The sequence below is a fragment of the Flavobacterium araucananum genome (assembly GCF_002222055.1).
In the GTDB taxonomy this organism is placed as follows: domain Bacteria; phylum Bacteroidota; class Bacteroidia; order Flavobacteriales; family Flavobacteriaceae; genus Flavobacterium; species Flavobacterium araucananum.
Window position 1 is genome coordinate 124,028 of the sequence record NZ_MUGS01000005.1, and the last position, 17,207, is coordinate 141,234.

Here is a 17,207-nt window from a genome sequence, read left to right on the forward strand (position 1 = left end):
AAATGAGTCAAAAAATCAGAATAAAACTAAAATCTTACGATCACATGTTGGTAGATAAGTCTGCTGAAAAGATCGTAAAAACAGTAAAAACTACTGGAGCAGTTGTAACAGGTCCAATTCCGTTACCAACTCACAAAAAACTTTTCACTGTGTTGCGTTCTCCGCACGTTAACAAAAAAGCGAGAGAGCAATTTGAAGTAATGTCATACAAGAGATTGATTGATATTTATTCATCTTCATCTAAAACTATTGATGCTTTAATGAAACTTGAATTGCCAAGTGGAGTTGAAGTAGAAATAAAAGTATAATTTTTTATTATATTTTATATAAAAAAGCAAGACAGAAATGTCTTGCTTTTTTTGTTTTGCCAAATTTTGAAAATTAATTTTTAAGCCTGATTATTTTTGATTGTTTTTTTTGCGATTTTGTTGAAATGCCTTTTGTTTAGTGTGTTGGCGGTGTTTTTTCTTGTGGTTATTAAGTAAAAGTTAAGGATAATGTTGTTGTGTGTTAAAAAGTGAAATTGAAATTTTTAGATAAATAAATTTTTTGCCCTTGTTGGTTTTGTGCTTGGATTTTGATTATGAGCGATTTAATTTTTCTAACTGTTTGGTATATTCGATTTTAATGTATACTTTTGCACTCCCTGTTTGGAAATTTCGGTAATTTTCAAATTGAAGGGAATTTTAGTAATTAATAATTAATATTTATGTCTGGGTTAATTGGTAAAAAAATCGGCATGACTAGTATTTTCGACGAAAACGGGAAAAACATTCCTTGTACAGTAATCGAAGCTGGACCATGCGTTGTTACCCAAGTCAGAACCAAAGGTGTTGACGGGTACGAAGCGTTGCAACTTGGTTTCGATGACAAAAACGAGAAACATTCCACTAAAGCGGCTTTAGGTCACTTTAAAAAAGCTGGAACTGTAGCGAAGAAAAAAGTCGTTGAATTTCAAGATTTTGCAACTGAACAAAAATTAGGAGATCTTATTGATGTTTCTATTTTTGCTGAAGGAGAATTTGTAGATGTACAAGGTGTATCTAAAGGTAAAGGTTTTCAAGGGGTTGTTAAACGTCACGGATTTGGTGGTGTTGGGCAAGCAACTCACGGTCAACACAACCGTTTAAGAGCGCCAGGTTCTGTGGGAGCTTCTTCTTATCCATCTAGAGTATTCAAAGGAATGCGTATGGCTGGAAGAATGGGAGGAGACAATGTAAAAGTTCAAAACCTTAGAGTTTTAAAAGTGGTTGCTGAAAAGAACCTACTTGTTATTAAAGGATGTATTCCTGGACATAAAAACTCTTATGTAATCATTCAGAAGTAATGGAAGTAAAAGTATTAGATTTCAACGGAAAAGATACTGGAAGAAAAGTTCAACTTTCTGATTCAGTATTCGCAATTGAACCAAACAATCACGCTGTATACCTTGATGTGAAGCAATATCTTGCTAATCAAAGACAAGGGACTCACAAAGCTAAAGAAAGAGCTGAAGTGACAGGAAGTACACGTAAGATTAAAAAACAAAAAGGAACTGGTACAGCTCGTGCGGGAAGTATCAAAAATCCATTGTTTAAAGGTGGTGGAACAATTTTTGGACCAAGACCAAGAAGTTATTCATTTAAATTGAATAAAAGCTTGAAAAGATTGGCGAGAAAATCAGCTTTCTCAATCAAAGCAAAAGAGTCAAATATTATCGTTCTTGAGGACTTTAAATTTGAAGCTCCAAACACTAAAAATTTCATTAACGTTTTGAAAGCTTTAGGGTTAGATAATAAAAAATCTCTATTTGTGTTGGGAGAGTCAAATAAAAATGTATATTTGTCGTCACGCAATTTAAAGGCTTCTAATGTCGTAACTAGCTCAGAATTAAGCACTTACGCTATTTTAAACACTAATAATTTAGTGCTTTTGGAAGGTTCTTTGGAGTTAATTGAAGAAAATTTAAGCAAATAATAGGAATATGAGTATCATAATTAGACCTATAGTAACAGAAAAAGTAACCAAAGAAAGTGAAGTTTTAAACCGCTTCGGATTTGTTGTTGACAAAAAAGCAAACAAAGTTCAGATTAAGAAAGCTATTGAAGCTGCTTATGGAGTAACTATCGTTTCAGTTAACACGATGAACGTAAGACCGGATAGAACTACAAAATACACTAAAAGTGGTTTGATCAGTGGAAAGACAAATGCAATTAAGAAAGCGATTGTTCAAGTACAAGAAGGAGAAACAATTGATTTTTACAACAATATCTAAGATAGAAAAATGTCAGTAAGAAAATTAAAACCTATTACCCCAGGTCAGCGATTTAGAGTTGTGAATGGTTATGACGCCATTACAACTGATAAGCCGGAACGCTCTTTGATAGCGCCGATAAAAAACTCTGGAGGTAGAAATAGTCAAGGAAAGATGACCATGCGTTATACGGGTGGTGGTCACAAGCAGAGATATCGTATCATTGATTTTAAACGTACAAAAGAAGGAATTCCAGCTACGGTTAAATCAATTGAATATGATCCAAATCGTACTGCATTTATCGCTTTATTAGCTTACGCTGATGGAGAGAAAACTTATGTAATTGCTCAAAACGGATTGAAAGTTGGTCAGAAATTAGTTTCTGGACCAGAATCTCAACCTGAAATTGGTAATACATTGCCTTTAAGTAGAATTCCTTTAGGAACTGTAATCTCTTGTATTGAGTTACGTCCAGGTCAAGGAGCGGTAATCGCTCGTTCAGCTGGAACATTTGCTCAATTAATGGCAAGAGATGGGAAATATGCTACAATCAAAATGCCATCTGGTGAAACAAGATTGATCTTGTTAACTTGTTCGGCTACAATTGGAGCTGTTTCTAATTCAGACCACCAATTAGTTGTATCAGGAAAAGCTGGTAGAACAAGATGGTTAGGAAGAAGACCTAGAACAAGACCTGTTGCGATGAACCCTGTTGATCACCCAATGGGTGGTGGAGAAGGACGCTCTTCTGGTGGACATCCACGTTCAAGAAATGGAATACCAGCAAAAGGTTATAGAACTCGTTCTAAGAAAAACCCGAGTAACAAGTATATCGTAGAACGTAGAAAGAAATAATAAGATATGGCACGTTCATTAAAAAAAGGACCTTTCGTTCATTATAAGTTAGACAAGAAAGTTCAGGAAAACGTAGAAAGTGGTAAAAATAGTGTAGTAAAGACTTGGTCTAGAGCTTCTATGATTACTCCAGATTTCGTTGGACAAACTATCGCAGTTCATAACGGTCGTCAATTTGTACCAGTTTACGTAACAGAAAACATGGTAGGTCACAAATTAGGAGAATTTTCACCAACTAGATCTTTTAGAGGTCATGCTGGAGCAAAAAATAAAGGTAAAAAATAAGAAGCAATGGGAGTTCGTAAAAGAGAAACAGCAGATGCGAGAAAAGAGGCTAATAAGTCTATTGCTTTCGCAAAATTGAATAACTGCCCTACTTCACCTAGAAAAATGCGCTTAGTAGCGGACTTGGTAAGAGGTCAGAAGGTAGAAAGAGCACTTAACATCTTAAGATTTAGTTCTAAAGAAGCTTCAAGAAAATTAGAAAAACTATTATTATCTGCAATCAATAACTGGGAGCAAAAAAATAGTGAAGGTAATTTAGAAGAAGCTGGATTATTTGTTAAGGAGATCAGAGTAGATGGTGGAATGATGTTGAAAAGACTTCGTCCAGCTCCACAAGGTCGTGCACACAGAATAAGAAAACGTTCTAATCACGTAACAATCGTGCTTGGAGCTATCAATAACACACAAAGCAATTCTTAAGCAGCATGGGACAAAAGACAAATCCAATTGGAAATAGACTTGGTATCATCAGAGGGTGGGACTCAAACTGGTATGGTGGAAATGATTACGGTGATAAACTTGCCGAAGATCACAAAATCAGAAAGTATATCCACGCTCGTTTATCAAAAGCTAGTGTATCTAAAGTAATCATCGAGAGAACTTTGAAACTTGTAACCGTTACTATCACTACTGCCAGACCTGGTATCATTATCGGAAAAGGTGGACAAGAGGTAGACAAGTTAAAAGAAGAACTTAAGAAAGTTACTGACAAAGAGGTTCAAATCAACATCTTTGAAATCAAAAGACCTGAATTAGATGCTTATCTTGTGGCGACAAGCATCGCTCGTCAAATCGAAAGCCGTATTTCTTACAGACGTGCAATCAAAATGGCTATTGCTGCCTCTATGCGTATGAACGCTGAAGGTATCAAAGTTTTGATTTCTGGTCGTTTGAATGGTGCTGAGATGGCACGTTCGGAAGGTTTCAAAGAAGGTAGAATTCCTCTATCAACTTTCAGAGCTGATATTGATTATGCTTTGGCTGAAGCTCACACTACTTACGGTAGAATGGGTATCAAAGTATGGATCATGAAAGGTGAAGTTTATGGAAAGAGAGATCTTTCTCCGCTTGCAGGAATGGATAAAAAACAATCTGGAACTGGTGGTGGTAAAGGTGGTGATTCTCCAAGAGGAGACAGAAAGCCCTTTAATAAAGGTGGAAAACCAGACGCTCGTAAAAGAAAGTAAATTTTTAAACTAAAGAAAAATGTTACAGCCTAAAAGAACAAAATACCGTAAGGTACAAAAAGGTAAAATGAAAGGTAACTCTCAAAGAGGGCATGAACTTTCTAATGGAATGTTTGGTATTAAATCTGTACATGAAGATGGAATGTTCTTAACTTCTCGTCAAATCGAAGCTGCACGTATTGCTGCAACTCGTTTTATGAAGAGAGAGGGACAATTATGGATCAAAATATTTCCAGACAAACCAATTACTAAGAAGCCTCTTGAGGTACGTATGGGTAAAGGTAAAGGTGCCGTTGAATATTGGGCTGCCGTTGTTAAACCCGGAAGAATTATGTTTGAAGTTGGAGGAGTTCCTTTATCAGTTGCAAAAGAGGCGTTACGTCTTGCGGCTCAAAAGCTTCCAGTAAAAACTAAATTCGTCGTTGCTAGAGATTTCGAAGCATAATTTATATTATATTATGAAACAATCAGAAATAAAAGATCTTTCTGCAGCGGAGTTGCAAGAAAAACTTAGTCAAACTAAGAAGATATATGCTGACCTAAAAATGGCCCACGCTATTTCTCCAATTGAGAACCCACTTCAAATTAGAAGTGTAAGAAGAACAGTTGCAAGATTGGCTACAGAGCTAACTAAAAGAGAGTTACAATAATTGTATTCTGCTGAAAGATGGAAGAAAAAAGAAATTTAAGAAAAGAAAGAATAGGTGTTGTTACTTCAAATAAAATGGATAAATCTATTGTTATTGCTGAAGTAAGAAAAGTAAAACACCCATTATACGGTAAGTTCGTGTTGAAAACAAAGAAATACGTTGCACACGACGAAACAAACGACTGTAACATTGGAGATACTGTAAGAATTAGCGAAACGCGTCCTTTAAGTAAAACAAAATGTTGGAGATTAGTTGAAATCTTAGAAAGAGCTAAATAATTATGGTACAACAGGAATCAAGACTAAAAGTAGCAGATAACACGGGAGCAAAAGAAGTTTTAACTATCCGTGTTTTAGGAGGTACCAAAAGAAGGTATGCCTCTGTTGGTGACAAGATTGTAGTATCTATTAAAGATGCAACTCCTAACGGTAACGTTAAAAAAGGAGCTGTTTCAACTGCAGTTGTTGTACGTACCAAAAAAGAAGTGAGAAGAGCTGATGGTTCTTATATCCGTTTCGATGATAATGCATGTGTTCTTTTGAACGCTGCAGGGGAAATGAGAGGAACACGTGTTTTTGGTCCGGTAGCAAGAGAACTTCGTGAAAAACAATTCATGAAAATTGTATCATTAGCACCAGAAGTGCTTTAATTCGTTTTAAGATGATAAAGCTAAAAATAAAATCAGGAGATATCGTAAGAGTTATTGCTGGAGACCATAAAGGTGCTGAAGGTAAAGTTTTACGTGTTTACCGTGAGAAAAATAAAGCGATAGTTGAAGGTGTAAACATGGTTTCGAAACATACAAAACCAAGTGCTAAAAACCCTCAAGGTGGTATCGTTAAGAAAGAAGCTTCTATACAAATATCTAACATTTCACTAATTGATCCTAAAACTAAGGAAACAACTAGAGTTGGTATTAGAGTAGAAGGAGATAAGAAAGTAAGATTTTCAAAAAAATCTAATCAAGTACTATAGTAATGGCATATACACCTAGACTAAAAGAAGAATATAAGAGTAGAGTAATCTCTGCTCTTAAAGAGGAATTCGGATATACAAACGTGATGCAAGTTCCAAAACTTGAAAAAATCGTTTTGAGCCGTGGAGTTGGTGCAGCTGTATCTGATAAAAAACTTATTGACTATGCAGTTGATGAGTTAACAAAGATCACTGGACAAAAAGCAGTATCTACAATTTCAAAGAAAGACGTTGCGTCATTCAAATTGAGAAAAGGGATGCCTATTGGAGCAAAAGTTACTTTACGTGGTGAAAGAATGTATGAGTTTTTAGATAGACTTATTACTTCTGCTTTACCGCGCGTTAGAGATTTTAGTGGTATCAAAGCTACTGGTTTCGACGGAAGAGGTAATTACAACCTTGGAGTTTTGGAGCAAATCATTTTCCCGGAAATTGATATTGATAAAGTAAACAAAATTTCAGGAATGGATATTACATTTGTTACTACTGCTCAAACAGACAAGGAAGCAAAGTCATTATTGGCTGAATTAGGATTACCTTTTAAAAAGAATTAAGACATGGCTAAAGAATCAATGAAAGCCCGTGAGGTGAAAAGAGAGAAAACGGTAGCTAAGTATGCTGAGAAAAGAAAAGCTTTGAAAGAAGCTGGAGATTTTGAAGGTTTACAAAAATTACCTAAAAATGCTTCACCAGTTCGTTTACACAATCGTTGTAAATTAACAGGTAGACCAAGAGGTTATATCCGTCAATTCGGTATTTCACGTGTAACTTTCCGTGAGATGGCTAATAATGGGTTAATTCCTGGAGTTAAAAAAGCATCTTGGTAATCTCGCAATAAGTTACTACTTTTGCAAACCAAAAAATAATTTTAATTGATTAAAGGTTCGGGAGGCGAGTGCCTCCCGAAAACCATAATCGCAATCAAATACATATGTATACAGATCCTATTGCAGATTATTTGACTAGAGTTCGTAACGCTGTGGCTGCAAACCACAAAGTTGTTGAAATTCCAGCTTCTAATCTAAAAAAAGAAATAACTAAGATCTTATTTGATCAAGGTTATATCTTGAGTTACAAATTTGAAGACAACTCTGTTCAGGGTTCAATCAAAATTGCTTTGAAGTATGATAAAGATACTAAAGAGTCTGTAATTAAAGATATCCAAAGAATTAGTAAACCTGGTTTACGTAAATATGCAGGTGCTGCCAAATTACCAAGAATCCTTAACGGATTAGGAATTGCAATTGTTTCAACTTCAAAAGGTCTTATGACTGGAAAACAAGCGAAACAATTAAATGTAGGTGGTGAAGTAATTTGTTACGTATACTAATTTTAAAGACTAAATAAGATGTCAAGAATAGGTAAAAGCCCAATTGTAATCGCTGCTGGAGTAACTGTAGAAGTTAAAGACGGTATCGTTACGGTAAAAGGAAAAAAAGGTCAACTAACTCAGGAGTTTTCGGACATTACTGTAAAAGTTGAAGGCGATCAAATTTTATTAGAAAGATCGTCTGATCATAAAGACCAAAGAGCAAAACACGGATTATACAGATCATTAATCAACAATATGATTATTGGTGTATCTGAAGGTTTTACAAAAGAACTTGAATTAGTTGGAGTTGGTTATAGAGCTTCAAACCAAGGTCAAAAATTAGATTTAGCTCTTGGATATTCTCACAATATTGTTTTAGAAATTGCTCCAGAAGTAGCTTTAGAAACAATATCTGAAAAAGGAAAAAACCCTATCGTAAAATTAACATCATTTGACAAACAACTTTTAGGACAGGTTGCTGCGAAAATCAGAGGTTTCCGTAAGCCTGAGCCATACAAAGGAAAAGGTGTTAAATTTGTGGGTGAAGTATTAAGAAGAAAAGCAGGTAAATCAGCTTAAAAAATAAGATTATGTCATTAACAAAATCTGATAGAAGACAGAGAATTAGATTCAGAATTAGAAAATCGATTAGTGGTACTGCTACTAACCCAAGACTATCTGTATTTAGAAGTAACAAAGAAATTTACGCTCAACTTATTGATGATGTAAATGGAGTTACTATTTTAGCTGCATCTTCAAGAGAAAAAGAAATAGGAAAAGGTACTAACGTTGAAGTCGCTGCTGCTGTTGGAAAATTAGTTGCAGAGAAAGCGTTAAAAGCTGGGATCGAAACCATCACTTTTGATAGAGGTGGATATTTGTATCACGGTCGTATTAAATCATTAGCAGAAGGCGCAAGAGCGGCTGGACTTAAATTCTAATATATTATGTCTAAATACAAAAATGTAGAATTGGTAAAACCAAGTGGTCTTGAACTTAAAGATCGTCTGGTAAGTGTTAATCGTGTTACTAAAGTTACAAAAGGGGGTAGAGCTTTCGGTTTTTCTGCTATTGTAGTTGTAGGTGATGAAAATGGAGTAGTTGGTCATGGATTAGGAAAATCTAAAGACGTTTCTGAAGCAATTGCGAAAGCAGTAGAAGACGCTAAGAAAAATTTAGTAAAAATTCCTTTGAATGGACAATCAGTTCCTCACGAACAAAAAGGTAAATTTGGTGGTGCACGTGTATTCTTAATTCCTGCTTCTCATGGTACAGGAGTTATTGCTGGTGGAGCTGTTCGTTCAGTTCTTGAATCAGTAGGTATTCACGATGTATTATCTAAATCTCAAGGATCATCAAATCCTCATAACGTAGTGAAAGCAACTTTTGATGCTTTATTACAAATGAGAAGCGCTCACACTGTTGCAAAACAAAGAGGTGTTTCTTTAGAAAAAGTTTTTAAAGGTTAATTCAAGGAAATTATGGCTAAATTATTAGTAAAACAAGTAAGAAGCAAAATCAACTGTCCTCTTTCTCAAAAAAGAGGTTTGGAAGCTTTAGGTCTACGTAAAATGGGACAAGTTGTAGAGCATGATTCAAATCCTGCTATCCTTGGGATGATAAACAAAGTTAAACACTTAGTTTCTGTCGAAGAAGCTAAATAACAAATACTGTTATGAATTTAAGTAACTTACAACCAGCTGAAGGGTCAACACACAATCAAAATAAAAGATTAGGTAGAGGAGAAGGTTCTGGAAAAGGTGGTACTTCTGCAAGAGGTCACAAAGGAGCAAAATCTCGTTCTGGTTATTCTAAAAAGATTGGTTTTGAGGGAGGGCAAATGCCACTTCAAAGACGTGTGCCTAAGTTTGGTTTCACAAACATCAATCGTAAAGAATACGAAGGTGTTAATTTAGATACGCTTCAATTATTAGTAGACAATGGTGTGATTACTGATTCTGTTTCAATGACAGATTTCGTAGCAAATCGTCTAGCTACCAAAAATGAAATCGTTAAGATTTTAGGTAGAGGAGAATTGAAAGCAAAATTAAAAGTAACTGCCCACAAATTTACTGCTACTGCAAAAGCTGCTATTGAAGCTGCTGGTGGAGAGGCTGTAACTATATAACTTATCTATTAAGATGAAGAAATTTATTGAATCAATAAGTAATGTTTGGAAAATCGAAGAACTGAAAAACAGAATCTTAATTACATTAGGATTGCTTTTAGTATATCGTTTTGGTGCACACGTAACGCTACCTGGAATTGACGCAACTCAATTAACAGGTTTAGCGGGACAAACTAAAAATGGTTTAGGATCAATCCTAGACATGTTTACAGGAGGTGCTTTCTCTAAAGCTTCAGTTTTTGCTTTAGGTATTATGCCTTATATTTCTGCATCTATTGTTGTTCAGTTAATGGGAATTGCTATTCCTTATTTGCAAAAACTTCAAAACGATGGAGAGAGTGGTAGAAAAAAGATTAATCAAATCACTCGTTGGTTGACTATAGCTATTACACTGGTTCAAGGTCCAACTTATATCTACAATTTATACAGAACGTTGCCAGGAAGTGCATTCTTACTGGGCTTTAATTCTCCTGAATTTTTGTTCTCGTCTGTTATTATTCTTGTTACAGGTACTATTTTTGCTATGTGGCTTGGAGAAAAAATTACAGATAAAGGTATTGGAAATGGAATTTCATTATTGATCATGGTTGGTATCTTAGCGCGCTTACCGCAAGCTTTTATACAAGAATTTACAACCAGAGTTACCAATAACAATGGAGGTCCAATGTTGTTAGTTATTGAAATTATTGTGTGGTTATTAGTAATCATTTCTTGTGTATTGCTTACAATGGCAGTACGTAGAATTCCTGTTCAATACGCTCGTCGTACTACAAGCGGGGATTACGAACAAGATTTGGCAGGTGGTAATAGACAATGGATTCCTCTTAAGCTTAATGCTTCTGGGGTTATGCCAATCATTTTTGCTCAGGCAATTATGTTTATACCTGCAGCTGTAGCTGGATTGTCTAAATCAGATACATCACAATCTATTGTTGGAGCATTTAGTAATATCTTCGGATTCTGGTATAATTTTGTTTTTGCAACTTTAATTATTGTATTTACATTCTTTTATACTGCTATCACAGTACCTACTAACAAAATGGCCGATGATTTGAAAAGAAGTGGTGGTTTTATTCCTGGCGTTCGTCCGGGAGCTGAAACTTCAGACTTTCTTGATAAAGTGATGTCTTTAATAACTTTCCCAGGATCTTTATTCCTTGCTTTGATTGCTGTGTTCCCAGCCATTGTTGTAAGTATTATGGATGTACAACAATCTTGGGCAATGTTTTTTGGAGGTACCTCATTAATAATTATGGTTGGAGTTGCGATAGATACTATTCAGCAAATCAATTCATACTTGTTAAACAAACATTATGATGGTTTAATGAAGACTGGTAAAAATAGAAAAGCAGTAGCTTAATTTTTATATGGCAAAACAATCAGCAATAGAACAAGACGGATCAATCATCGAAGCATTGTCAAATGCGATGTTCCGTGTGGAGTTAGAAAATGGACATATCGTAATTGCTCATATTTCTGGAAAAATGCGTATGCATTACATCAAATTATTACCTGGTGATAAAGTGAAACTAGAAATGAGTCCTTATGATTTGTCAAAAGCAAGAATTACTTATCGATATTAAAGGATATTCACTATGAAAGTTAGAGCATCAGTAAAAAAGAGAAGTCCCGAGTGCATCATTGTGCGTAGAAAAGGGAGATTGTACGTAATAAACAAAAAGAATCCTAGATTTAAACAAAGACAAGGATAATTATGGCAAGAATAGCAGGGGTAGATATCCCAAAAAATAAAAGAGGTGTTATAGCACTTACCTATATCTTTGGATTAGGAAGAAGTAGAGCTATTGAGATTTTAGAAAAAGCTCAAGTTAGCCAAGACAAAAAAGTTCAAGATTGGAATGATGACGAGATCGGAGCAATTCGTGAAGCTGTTGGAGCATTCAAAATTGAAGGAGAATTACGTTCTGAAGTTTCTTTGAACATCAAACGTTTAATGGATATTGGATGTTACAGAGGTATCCGTCATAGATCTGGTCTTCCGTTAAGAGGACAAAGAACTAAAAACAACTCTAGAACAAGAAAAGGTAAAAGAAAAACTGTTGCTAACAAGAAAAAAGCAACTAAATAATAAGTAATATGGCTAAAGCAACTGCAAAAAAACGTAAAGTTATCGTTGAATCAACGGGAGAAGCTCATATTTCTGCTACCTTCAATAACATCATCATTTCTTTGACAAACAAAAAAGGTGAAGTTATTTCTTGGTCTTCAGCTGGTAAAATGGGTTTTAGAGGTTCTAAAAAGAATACTCCATACGCAGCCCAAATGGCAGCAGAAGATTGTAGTAAAGTAGCTCTTGAAGCTGGACTTAAAAAAGTGAAAGTTTATGTAAAAGGACCAGGAAACGGACGTGAGTCTGCTATCCGTTCTATTCATAACGGTGGAATTGAAGTTACAGAGATTATCGATGTTACTCCAATGCCTCACAACGGATGTCGTCCTCCAAAAAGACGTAGAGTTTAATTTATTTATTATAGTATAACAAGGTAGAATATAGATTATCGAAGGATTTGACCTGAATTCATAATCTCTACCTTAAATTTAATTTTTTAGAAATGGCAAGATATACTGGTCCAAAAACTAGAATTGCTCGTAAATTTGGCGAAGCAATCTTCGGAGATGACAAATCTTTCGAAAAAAGAAATTACCCACCTGGACAACACGGGATGGCTAAAAAAAGAGGTAAAAAATCTGAGTACGCTGTTCAGTTAATGGAAAAGCAAAAAGCTAAATATTCTTACGGAATTTTAGAAAAACAATTCAGAAATTTATTCAAAAAAGCATCAGCTACTAAAGGTGTTACTGGTGAAGTTCTTTTACAATTATGTGAAGCAAGATTAGATAACGTTGTTTTTAGAATGGGTATCGCTCCTTCTAGAAGAGGTGCTAGACAATTAGTTTCTCACAGACACGTTACTGTAAATGGTGAAGTTGTAAATATCGCTTCTTACCACCTTAAACCTGGTGATAAAGTTGCAGTTCGTGAAAAATCTAAATCTTTAGAAGCTATCGAACGTTCTTTATCAAATTCAAGTCATGTTTATGAATGGATTACTTGGAATCAAGATCTTAAAGAAGGAACTTTTGTTTCTGTACCTGCGAGACTTCAAATTCCAGAAAACATTAAAGAACAATTAATCGTAGAGTTGTACAACAAATAATAATTGACTTAGTCGAAATTTATGGCAATATTTAATTTTCAAAAGCCCGATAAAGTTATCATGATCGATTCAACCGATTTTGAAGGTAAATTCGAATTTAGACCTTTAGAACCTGGTTATGGATTGACAGTTGGTAATGCACTTAGAAGAGTTTTGCTTTCAGCATTAGAAGGTTATGCAATTACATCTGTTCGTATCGAAGGTGTAGATCATGAGTTTTCTACTATTTCAGGTGTTGTTGAAGATGTTACCGAAATTATCCTTAATCTAAAACAAGTACGTTTCAAACGTCAAATTGAAGATATCGATAATGAAGCAGTTACAATTTCTGTTTCTGGTAAAGATCAATTAACAGCAGGTGATTTTCAAAAATTTATTTCAGGTTTTCAAGTTTTGAATCCAGACCTTGTTATCTGTAATTTAGATTCTAAAATCAAATTGAACTTCGATTTAACAATCGAAAAAGGTAGAGGATATGTGCCTGCTGAGGAGAACAAAAAACAGAACGCTGCAATTGGTACTATTTTTACTGACTCTATTTTTACTCCGGTAAAAAACGTAAAATACGCAATTGAAAACTTCCGTGTTGAGCAAAAAACAGATTACGAGAAATTAGTTTTTGAAATCAAAACTGATGGATCTATTAATCCAAAAGATGCTCTTACTGAAGCTGCTAAAGTTTTAATTCACCACTTCATGTTATTTTCTGACGAAAGAATTACACTCGAGGCTGACGAAATTGCACAAACAGAATCGTATGATGAAGAGTCATTGCATATGAGACAATTGCTTAAAACTAAGCTTGTTGATATGGATTTATCTGTGAGAGCATTAAATTGCTTGAAAGCGGCTGAAGTTGATACACTTGGTGATTTAGTATCGTTCAATAAAAATGACCTAATGAAATTCCGTAATTTTGGTAAAAAATCTTTAACAGAGCTAGATGAACTTGTAGCGGTTAAAAATTTAACTTTCGGAATGGACTTAGCTAAATACAAATTAGATAAAGAATAATTCAATCCGCCACGGCGGATTAAATTTAAAATAGCAATGAGACACGGAAAAAAATTCAATCACTTAAGCAGACAGACTGGACATAGAAAAGCTATGTTGGCTAATATGGCTTGTTCTCTTATTGAGCACAAACGTATTAACACTACTGTTGCTAAAGCTAAAGCGCTTAAACAATTCGTTGAGCCTTTAATCACAAAATCAAAAGAAGATACGACTCACAATCGTCGTATTGTTTTTGCTTACTTACGTAGCAAATATGCGGTAACTGATTTATTCAGAGACGTAGCTGCTAAAGTTGGAGACCGTCCAGGTGGATACACTCGTATCATTAAAGTTGGAAATCGTTTGGGAGATAATGCTGATATGGCAATGATCGAACTTGTAGATTTCAATGAACTTTACAATGGAGGTAAAAAAGAAGTTAAAAAAGCTAAAAGCCGTCGTGGTGGTAAAGCAAAGAAAGAAGCTGAAGGGACTACTCCAGAAGCTCCAGCTGCTGAATCAGAATCGACTACTGAAGCTTCTGAATAATTATGAAAGTAATGATTCTATAGAAATCAAGGATAAGCTAATTTTTAGTTTATCCTTTTTTTTTGGTTTTTTTTAAAGGGTTTAAAATTTAACTTTTTTTGATAATAAGGTTTTATTTTTATGAATGAAATTTTTAAAAAATCTTGGAAGCACTCTTTTAAAGAAGTAAATTTGCAAAATATCTAATTACAAATGAAATTAGCAAAGCGGGTTTCATGAAACAATTAAAAAAACAATACAAATTAAATAATGAAATACACTACACGACAAAGCGCCATTTTATTACTAAGTGATGGAACTATTTTTCACGGAAAATCTATCGGAATTAGCGGTAAGACTTTTGGAGAAGTTTGTTTTAATACTGGAATGACTGGATATCAGGAGATTTTTACAGATCCTTCGTATTTTGGTCAAATTATGGTTGCAACTAATCCTCATATTGGAAATTATGGTGTCAATGATTTAGAAGTTGAATCTGACAGTATCAAAATTGCAGGTTTAGTTTGTAAAAACTTTAGTTTTAATTATTCGAGAGAAGATTCTTCAGGAAGTTTAGAAGATTATTTTATTAAACAAAATCTAATCTGTATTTCTGATGTTGATACCAGAGCATTGGTAAGCTATATTCGTGATAATGGTGCGATGAATGCTGTTATTTGTACGGATGGAACTTCAGTTGAAGATTTGAAAAAAGAATTGGCCAATGTGCCAAACATGGAAGGTTTAGAGTTGGCTTCAAAAGTATCAACTACTGAGCCTTATTTTTTTGGTGATGAAAATGCTACATACAAAATCTCTGCTTTAGATTTAGGAATAAAAAAGAATATCTTAAGAAATCTTGCTAAGAGAGATTGTTATATTAAAGTTTACCCATATAACTCTACTTATAAAGATTTAGCCGAATTTAATCCAGATGGATATTTCTTATCAAATGGTCCTGGGGATCCAGATCCGCTTTTTGGAGCAATTGAAGTAGCAAAGGAAATTTTGGCGAATGATAATCCTTTATTTGGAATTTGCTTAGGGCATCAGGTTATTGCTCTTGCAAATGGTGTTCAAACCTATAAAATGTTTAATGGTCACAGAGGTATAAATCACCCGGTTAAAAATCTTATTACCGGTAAAGGAGAGATTACTTCTCAAAATCATGGTTTTGCTGTTAACAAAGAAGCATTGGATAATCATCCGGATTTAGAAATTACACATTTGCATTTAAATGATGGAACTGTCGCGGGAATGAGAATGAAAAGTAAAAACTGCTTTTCAGTTCAATATCATCCGGAAGCTAGTCCCGGACCACACGATTCTTCTTATTTATTCGATCAGTTTGTTGAGAATATAAAACAAGCTTCTGCTAAAACGATATAGTTAATAAAATAAAGGTGTTTAATTGTTAAATGTGGTATTTAATATTAAATATTTTTATAATTTCGAAAAATATTTATAATTTATTAATAAAAAACAAAAATAATGAGTATTATAATAAAAGTTCACGCAAGACAAATTTTTGACTCTAGAGGTAATCCTACTATTGAAGTTGATGTTATTACTGAAAATGGAGTTTTAGGAAGAGCTGCTGTTCCATCAGGAGCTTCAACTGGAGAACATGAGGCTGTTGAATTACGTGACGGAGGAAAAGCTTTCTTAGGAAAAGGAGTTTTGAATGCAGTGAACAATGTAAATACTGTTATTGCTGAAGAATTAGTTGGAACTTCTGTTTTCGAACAAAATACAATTGATCAGTTAATGATTGATTTAGATGGTACTCCAAATAAATCTAAATTAGGTGCTAATGCTATTTTAGGAGTTTCTTTGGCTGCTGCAAAAGCTGCTGCAAATGAACTTGGATTACCTTTATACAGATATGTAGGTGGAGTTTCTGCTAATACATTACCTGTGCCAATGATGAACATCATCAATGGAGGTTCTCACTCTGATGCTCCTATTGCGTTTCAGGAGTTTATGATTTTTCCTGTAAAGGCAACATCTTTTTCTCACTCTATGCAAATGGGAACTGAAATTTTCCATAGTTTAAAAAAAGTATTACATGACAGAGGTTTGAGTACCGCTGTAGGTGACGAAGGTGGTTTTGCTCCAAACTTGGCTGGTGGTACTGAAGATGCTTTGGATACTATCAAAAAAGCAGTTGAAAATGCAGGATATACTTTTGGTGACGAAATTATGATTGCTCTTGACTGTGCTTCTGCTGAATTTTATGTAAACGGTAAATACGATTATACTAAATTTGAAGGAGAAACAGGTAAAGTAAGATCTTCTGCTGAACAAGTAGAATATTTGGCTGAATTAGTGGCTAAATATCCAATTATTTCTATTGAAGATGGAATGGATGAAAATGACTGGGATGGATGGAAACTTCTTACTGAAAAAATTGGACATAAAGTTCAATTAGTAGGAGATGATTTATTTGTAACTAATGTGGAGCGTCTGTCAACTGGAATTGAAAAAGGAATTGCTAATTCAATTTTAGTAAAAGTGAACCAAATTGGTACTTTAACAGAGACTATTGCAGCTGTAAATATGGCTAAAAATGCTGGATATACTTCAGTAATGTCTCACCGTTCGGGAGAAACAGAAGATAATACTATTGCTGATTTAGCGGTAGCTTTAAACTGTGGTCAAATTAAAACAGGTTCTGCGTCTCGTTCTGATCGTATGGCAAAATACAATCAATTATTAAGAATTGAGGAAGAGTTAGGAAGTACTGCTTATTTTCCTGGATTAAACGCTTTTAAGATTAAATAATTGTAAGAGTTATATATTAAATTTAAACCATCCGCCGCGGCGGATGGTTTTTTTTTGGAGTTTTAACAAATTCATAGCAGGATTCTTTTTTTAAT

31 protein-coding genes are annotated in these 17,207 nt (G+C 34.4%); all 31 read left to right on the forward strand.

Annotated elements, in window-relative coordinates:
• The first annotated feature begins 2 nt into the window (after positions 1-2).
• The 31 genes from rpsJ (at position 3) to eno (ending at position 17,112) form a co-directional block, all read left to right on the forward strand.
• Positions 3-308: a 30S ribosomal protein S10 gene (gene rpsJ, locus B0A64_RS04580; protein ID WP_007803605.1), complete on the forward strand. Its 306-nt coding sequence runs from the start codon at positions 3-5 to the stop codon at positions 306-308.
• 401 nt (positions 309-709) lie between these two features.
• Complete coding sequence (rplC, locus tag B0A64_RS04585; protein WP_089478369.1) at positions 710-1,327, forward strand: 50S ribosomal protein L3; 618 nt, start codon at positions 710-712, stop codon at positions 1,325-1,327.
• Positions 1,327-1,956: a 50S ribosomal protein L4 gene (rplD, locus tag B0A64_RS04590; protein ID WP_089478370.1), complete on the forward strand. Its 630-nt coding sequence runs from the start codon at positions 1,327-1,329 to the stop codon at positions 1,954-1,956. The genes rplC and rplD overlap by 1 nt, the downstream gene beginning before the upstream one ends.
• A 7-nt stretch (positions 1,957-1,963) precedes the next feature.
• The gene (gene rplW, locus B0A64_RS04595) at positions 1,964-2,254 is read left to right on the forward strand and encodes a 50S ribosomal protein L23 (RefSeq protein ID WP_007803621.1); all 291 of its coding nucleotides are present in this window, start codon (positions 1,964-1,966) and stop codon (positions 2,252-2,254) included.
• A gap of 9 nt (positions 2,255-2,263) precedes the next feature.
• On the forward strand, positions 2,264-3,088 hold the full coding sequence (gene rplB, locus B0A64_RS04600; protein ID WP_059114053.1) for a 50S ribosomal protein L2: 825 nt from the start codon (positions 2,264-2,266) through the stop codon (positions 3,086-3,088).
• A 6-nt stretch (positions 3,089-3,094) separates the two neighbouring features.
• Positions 3,095-3,373 carry a 30S ribosomal protein S19 gene (gene rpsS / locus B0A64_RS04605; RefSeq protein ID WP_012022488.1) on the forward strand — a complete coding sequence of 93 codons (279 nt, stop codon included), beginning with the start codon at positions 3,095-3,097 and terminating at the stop codon, positions 3,371-3,373.
• A gap of 6 nt (positions 3,374-3,379) precedes the next feature.
• Complete coding sequence (gene rplV, locus B0A64_RS04610; RefSeq protein ID WP_007803631.1) at positions 3,380-3,793, forward strand: 50S ribosomal protein L22; 414 nt, start codon at positions 3,380-3,382, stop codon at positions 3,791-3,793.
• Between the two features lie 5 nt (positions 3,794-3,798).
• A complete protein-coding gene (gene rpsC, locus B0A64_RS04615; RefSeq protein ID WP_007803635.1) occupies positions 3,799-4,560 on the forward strand; it encodes a 30S ribosomal protein S3 in 762 nt (253 codons plus the stop codon).
• 19 nt (positions 4,561-4,579) lie between these two features.
• Positions 4,580-5,005: a 50S ribosomal protein L16 gene (rplP, locus tag B0A64_RS04620; RefSeq protein ID WP_007803637.1), complete on the forward strand. Its 426-nt coding sequence runs from the start codon at positions 4,580-4,582 to the stop codon at positions 5,003-5,005.
• A gap of 13 nt (positions 5,006-5,018) precedes the next feature.
• Positions 5,019-5,210 (forward strand): 50S ribosomal protein L29, encoded by a 192-nt coding sequence (gene rpmC, locus B0A64_RS04625; RefSeq protein ID WP_007803639.1) that lies wholly within the window; start codon positions 5,019-5,021, stop codon positions 5,208-5,210.
• A gap of 17 nt (positions 5,211-5,227) precedes the next feature.
• On the forward strand, positions 5,228-5,488 hold the full coding sequence (gene rpsQ / locus B0A64_RS04630) for a 30S ribosomal protein S17 (RefSeq protein ID WP_007803646.1): 261 nt from the start codon (positions 5,228-5,230) through the stop codon (positions 5,486-5,488).
• 2 nt (positions 5,489-5,490) lie between these two features.
• Positions 5,491-5,859: a 50S ribosomal protein L14 gene (gene rplN / locus B0A64_RS04635; RefSeq protein ID WP_007803649.1), complete on the forward strand. Its 369-nt coding sequence runs from the start codon at positions 5,491-5,493 to the stop codon at positions 5,857-5,859.
• A gap of 11 nt (positions 5,860-5,870) precedes the next feature.
• Entirely contained in the window at positions 5,871-6,185 is a 315-nt protein-coding gene (gene rplX, locus B0A64_RS04640; RefSeq protein ID WP_007803650.1) for a 50S ribosomal protein L24, read from the forward strand.
• Positions 6,186-6,187: 2 nt separating this feature from the next.
• Positions 6,188-6,739: a 50S ribosomal protein L5 gene (rplE, locus tag B0A64_RS04645; protein WP_035619635.1), complete on the forward strand. Its 552-nt coding sequence runs from the start codon at positions 6,188-6,190 to the stop codon at positions 6,737-6,739.
• Between the two features lie 3 nt (positions 6,740-6,742).
• A complete protein-coding gene (rpsN, locus tag B0A64_RS04650; protein WP_007803655.1) occupies positions 6,743-7,012 on the forward strand; it encodes a 30S ribosomal protein S14 in 270 nt (89 codons plus the stop codon).
• Between the two features lie 104 nt (positions 7,013-7,116).
• The gene (gene rpsH, locus B0A64_RS04655; protein ID WP_089478371.1) at positions 7,117-7,515 is read left to right on the forward strand and encodes a 30S ribosomal protein S8; all 399 of its coding nucleotides are present in this window, start codon (positions 7,117-7,119) and stop codon (positions 7,513-7,515) included.
• An 18-nt stretch (positions 7,516-7,533) separates the two neighbouring features.
• On the forward strand, positions 7,534-8,076 hold the full coding sequence (gene rplF / locus B0A64_RS04660; protein ID WP_089478372.1) for a 50S ribosomal protein L6: 543 nt from the start codon (positions 7,534-7,536) through the stop codon (positions 8,074-8,076).
• Positions 8,077-8,087: 11 nt separating this feature from the next.
• Positions 8,088-8,438, forward strand: coding sequence for a 50S ribosomal protein L18 (rplR, locus tag B0A64_RS04665; RefSeq protein WP_056245956.1), 351 nt, complete (start codon positions 8,088-8,090; stop codon positions 8,436-8,438).
• 3 nt (positions 8,439-8,441) lie between these two features.
• Entirely contained in the window at positions 8,442-8,966 is a 525-nt protein-coding gene (gene rpsE / locus B0A64_RS04670) for a 30S ribosomal protein S5 (RefSeq protein WP_085950926.1), read from the forward strand.
• 12 nt (positions 8,967-8,978) lie between these two features.
• Entirely contained in the window at positions 8,979-9,161 is a 183-nt protein-coding gene (rpmD, locus tag B0A64_RS04675; RefSeq protein ID WP_017495010.1) for a 50S ribosomal protein L30, read from the forward strand.
• 11 nt (positions 9,162-9,172) lie between these two features.
• Positions 9,173-9,625, forward strand: a complete 453-nt coding sequence (rplO, locus tag B0A64_RS04680; protein ID WP_017495009.1) for a 50S ribosomal protein L15 — start codon at positions 9,173-9,175, stop codon at positions 9,623-9,625.
• A 13-nt stretch (positions 9,626-9,638) separates the two neighbouring features.
• On the forward strand, positions 9,639-10,985 hold the full coding sequence (gene secY / locus B0A64_RS04685) for a preprotein translocase subunit SecY (protein WP_055093063.1): 1,347 nt from the start codon (positions 9,639-9,641) through the stop codon (positions 10,983-10,985).
• Between the two features lie 7 nt (positions 10,986-10,992).
• Complete coding sequence (gene infA / locus B0A64_RS04690) at positions 10,993-11,208, forward strand: translation initiation factor IF-1 (RefSeq protein ID WP_007136545.1); 216 nt, start codon at positions 10,993-10,995, stop codon at positions 11,206-11,208.
• Positions 11,209-11,220: 12 nt separating this feature from the next.
• Positions 11,221-11,337, forward strand: coding sequence for a type B 50S ribosomal protein L36 (gene ykgO, locus B0A64_RS04695; RefSeq protein ID WP_072945378.1), 117 nt, complete (start codon positions 11,221-11,223; stop codon positions 11,335-11,337).
• A gap of 2 nt (positions 11,338-11,339) precedes the next feature.
• Entirely contained in the window at positions 11,340-11,714 is a 375-nt protein-coding gene (rpsM, locus tag B0A64_RS04700) for a 30S ribosomal protein S13 (protein WP_056245953.1), read from the forward strand.
• Positions 11,715-11,722: 8 nt separating this feature from the next.
• Positions 11,723-12,106, forward strand: coding sequence for a 30S ribosomal protein S11 (rpsK, locus tag B0A64_RS04705; protein WP_007803677.1), 384 nt, complete (start codon positions 11,723-11,725; stop codon positions 12,104-12,106).
• A 92-nt stretch (positions 12,107-12,198) separates the two neighbouring features.
• Complete coding sequence (rpsD, locus tag B0A64_RS04710) at positions 12,199-12,804, forward strand: 30S ribosomal protein S4 (protein ID WP_089478373.1); 606 nt, start codon at positions 12,199-12,201, stop codon at positions 12,802-12,804.
• A 21-nt stretch (positions 12,805-12,825) separates the two neighbouring features.
• A complete protein-coding gene (locus B0A64_RS04715) occupies positions 12,826-13,818 on the forward strand; it encodes a DNA-directed RNA polymerase subunit alpha (RefSeq protein ID WP_026109818.1) in 993 nt (330 codons plus the stop codon).
• Between the two features lie 36 nt (positions 13,819-13,854).
• A complete protein-coding gene (gene rplQ / locus B0A64_RS04720) occupies positions 13,855-14,349 on the forward strand; it encodes a 50S ribosomal protein L17 (protein WP_056245949.1) in 495 nt (164 codons plus the stop codon).
• Between the two features lie 249 nt (positions 14,350-14,598).
• A complete protein-coding gene (gene carA, locus B0A64_RS04725; protein ID WP_089478374.1) occupies positions 14,599-15,717 on the forward strand; it encodes a glutamine-hydrolyzing carbamoyl-phosphate synthase small subunit in 1,119 nt (372 codons plus the stop codon).
• A gap of 102 nt (positions 15,718-15,819) precedes the next feature.
• On the forward strand, positions 15,820-17,112 hold the full coding sequence (eno, locus tag B0A64_RS04730; RefSeq protein ID WP_089478375.1) for a phosphopyruvate hydratase: 1,293 nt from the start codon (positions 15,820-15,822) through the stop codon (positions 17,110-17,112).
• The last annotated feature ends 95 nt before the right edge of the window (positions 17,113-17,207 follow it).

Bases quoted from the DNA above. Each gene is read 5' to 3' on its own strand.
- rpsJ (WP_007803605.1), top strand. From the start codon at position 3: ATGAGTCAAAAAATCAGAATAAAACTAAAATCTTACGATCACATGTTG.
- rplC (WP_089478369.1), top strand. From the start codon at position 710: ATGTCTGGGTTAATTGGTAAAAAAATCGGCATGACTAGTATTTTCGAC.
- rplD (WP_089478370.1), top strand. From the start codon at position 1,327: ATGGAAGTAAAAGTATTAGATTTCAACGGAAAAGATACTGGAAGAAAA.
- rplW (WP_007803621.1), top strand. From the start codon at position 1,964: ATGAGTATCATAATTAGACCTATAGTAACAGAAAAAGTAACCAAAGAA.
- rplB (WP_059114053.1), top strand. From the start codon at position 2,264: ATGTCAGTAAGAAAATTAAAACCTATTACCCCAGGTCAGCGATTTAGA.
- rpsS (WP_012022488.1), top strand. From the start codon at position 3,095: ATGGCACGTTCATTAAAAAAAGGACCTTTCGTTCATTATAAGTTAGAC.
- rplV (WP_007803631.1), top strand. From the start codon at position 3,380: ATGGGAGTTCGTAAAAGAGAAACAGCAGATGCGAGAAAAGAGGCTAAT.
- rpsC (WP_007803635.1), top strand. From the start codon at position 3,799: ATGGGACAAAAGACAAATCCAATTGGAAATAGACTTGGTATCATCAGA.
- rplP (WP_007803637.1), top strand. From the start codon at position 4,580: ATGTTACAGCCTAAAAGAACAAAATACCGTAAGGTACAAAAAGGTAAA.
- rpmC (WP_007803639.1), top strand. From the start codon at position 5,019: ATGAAACAATCAGAAATAAAAGATCTTTCTGCAGCGGAGTTGCAAGAA.
- rpsQ (WP_007803646.1), top strand. From the start codon at position 5,228: ATGGAAGAAAAAAGAAATTTAAGAAAAGAAAGAATAGGTGTTGTTACT.
- rplN (WP_007803649.1), top strand. From the start codon at position 5,491: ATGGTACAACAGGAATCAAGACTAAAAGTAGCAGATAACACGGGAGCA.
- rplX (WP_007803650.1), top strand. From the start codon at position 5,871: ATGATAAAGCTAAAAATAAAATCAGGAGATATCGTAAGAGTTATTGCT.
- rplE (WP_035619635.1), top strand. From the start codon at position 6,188: ATGGCATATACACCTAGACTAAAAGAAGAATATAAGAGTAGAGTAATC.
- rpsN (WP_007803655.1), top strand. From the start codon at position 6,743: ATGGCTAAAGAATCAATGAAAGCCCGTGAGGTGAAAAGAGAGAAAACG.
- rpsH (WP_089478371.1), top strand. From the start codon at position 7,117: ATGTATACAGATCCTATTGCAGATTATTTGACTAGAGTTCGTAACGCT.
- rplF (WP_089478372.1), top strand. From the start codon at position 7,534: ATGTCAAGAATAGGTAAAAGCCCAATTGTAATCGCTGCTGGAGTAACT.
- rplR (WP_056245956.1), top strand. From the start codon at position 8,088: ATGTCATTAACAAAATCTGATAGAAGACAGAGAATTAGATTCAGAATT.
- rpmD (WP_017495010.1), top strand. From the start codon at position 8,979: ATGGCTAAATTATTAGTAAAACAAGTAAGAAGCAAAATCAACTGTCCT.
- rplO (WP_017495009.1), top strand. From the start codon at position 9,173: ATGAATTTAAGTAACTTACAACCAGCTGAAGGGTCAACACACAATCAA.
- secY (WP_055093063.1), top strand. From the start codon at position 9,639: ATGAAGAAATTTATTGAATCAATAAGTAATGTTTGGAAAATCGAAGAA.
- infA (WP_007136545.1), top strand. From the start codon at position 10,993: ATGGCAAAACAATCAGCAATAGAACAAGACGGATCAATCATCGAAGCA.
- ykgO (WP_072945378.1), top strand. From the start codon at position 11,221: ATGAAAGTTAGAGCATCAGTAAAAAAGAGAAGTCCCGAGTGCATCATT.
- rpsM (WP_056245953.1), top strand. From the start codon at position 11,340: ATGGCAAGAATAGCAGGGGTAGATATCCCAAAAAATAAAAGAGGTGTT.
- rpsK (WP_007803677.1), top strand. From the start codon at position 11,723: ATGGCTAAAGCAACTGCAAAAAAACGTAAAGTTATCGTTGAATCAACG.
- rpsD (WP_089478373.1), top strand. From the start codon at position 12,199: ATGGCAAGATATACTGGTCCAAAAACTAGAATTGCTCGTAAATTTGGC.
- B0A64_RS04715 (WP_026109818.1), top strand. From the start codon at position 12,826: ATGGCAATATTTAATTTTCAAAAGCCCGATAAAGTTATCATGATCGAT.
- rplQ (WP_056245949.1), top strand. From the start codon at position 13,855: ATGAGACACGGAAAAAAATTCAATCACTTAAGCAGACAGACTGGACAT.
- carA (WP_089478374.1), top strand. From the start codon at position 14,599: ATGAAATACACTACACGACAAAGCGCCATTTTATTACTAAGTGATGGA.
- eno (WP_089478375.1), top strand. From the start codon at position 15,820: ATGAGTATTATAATAAAAGTTCACGCAAGACAAATTTTTGACTCTAGA.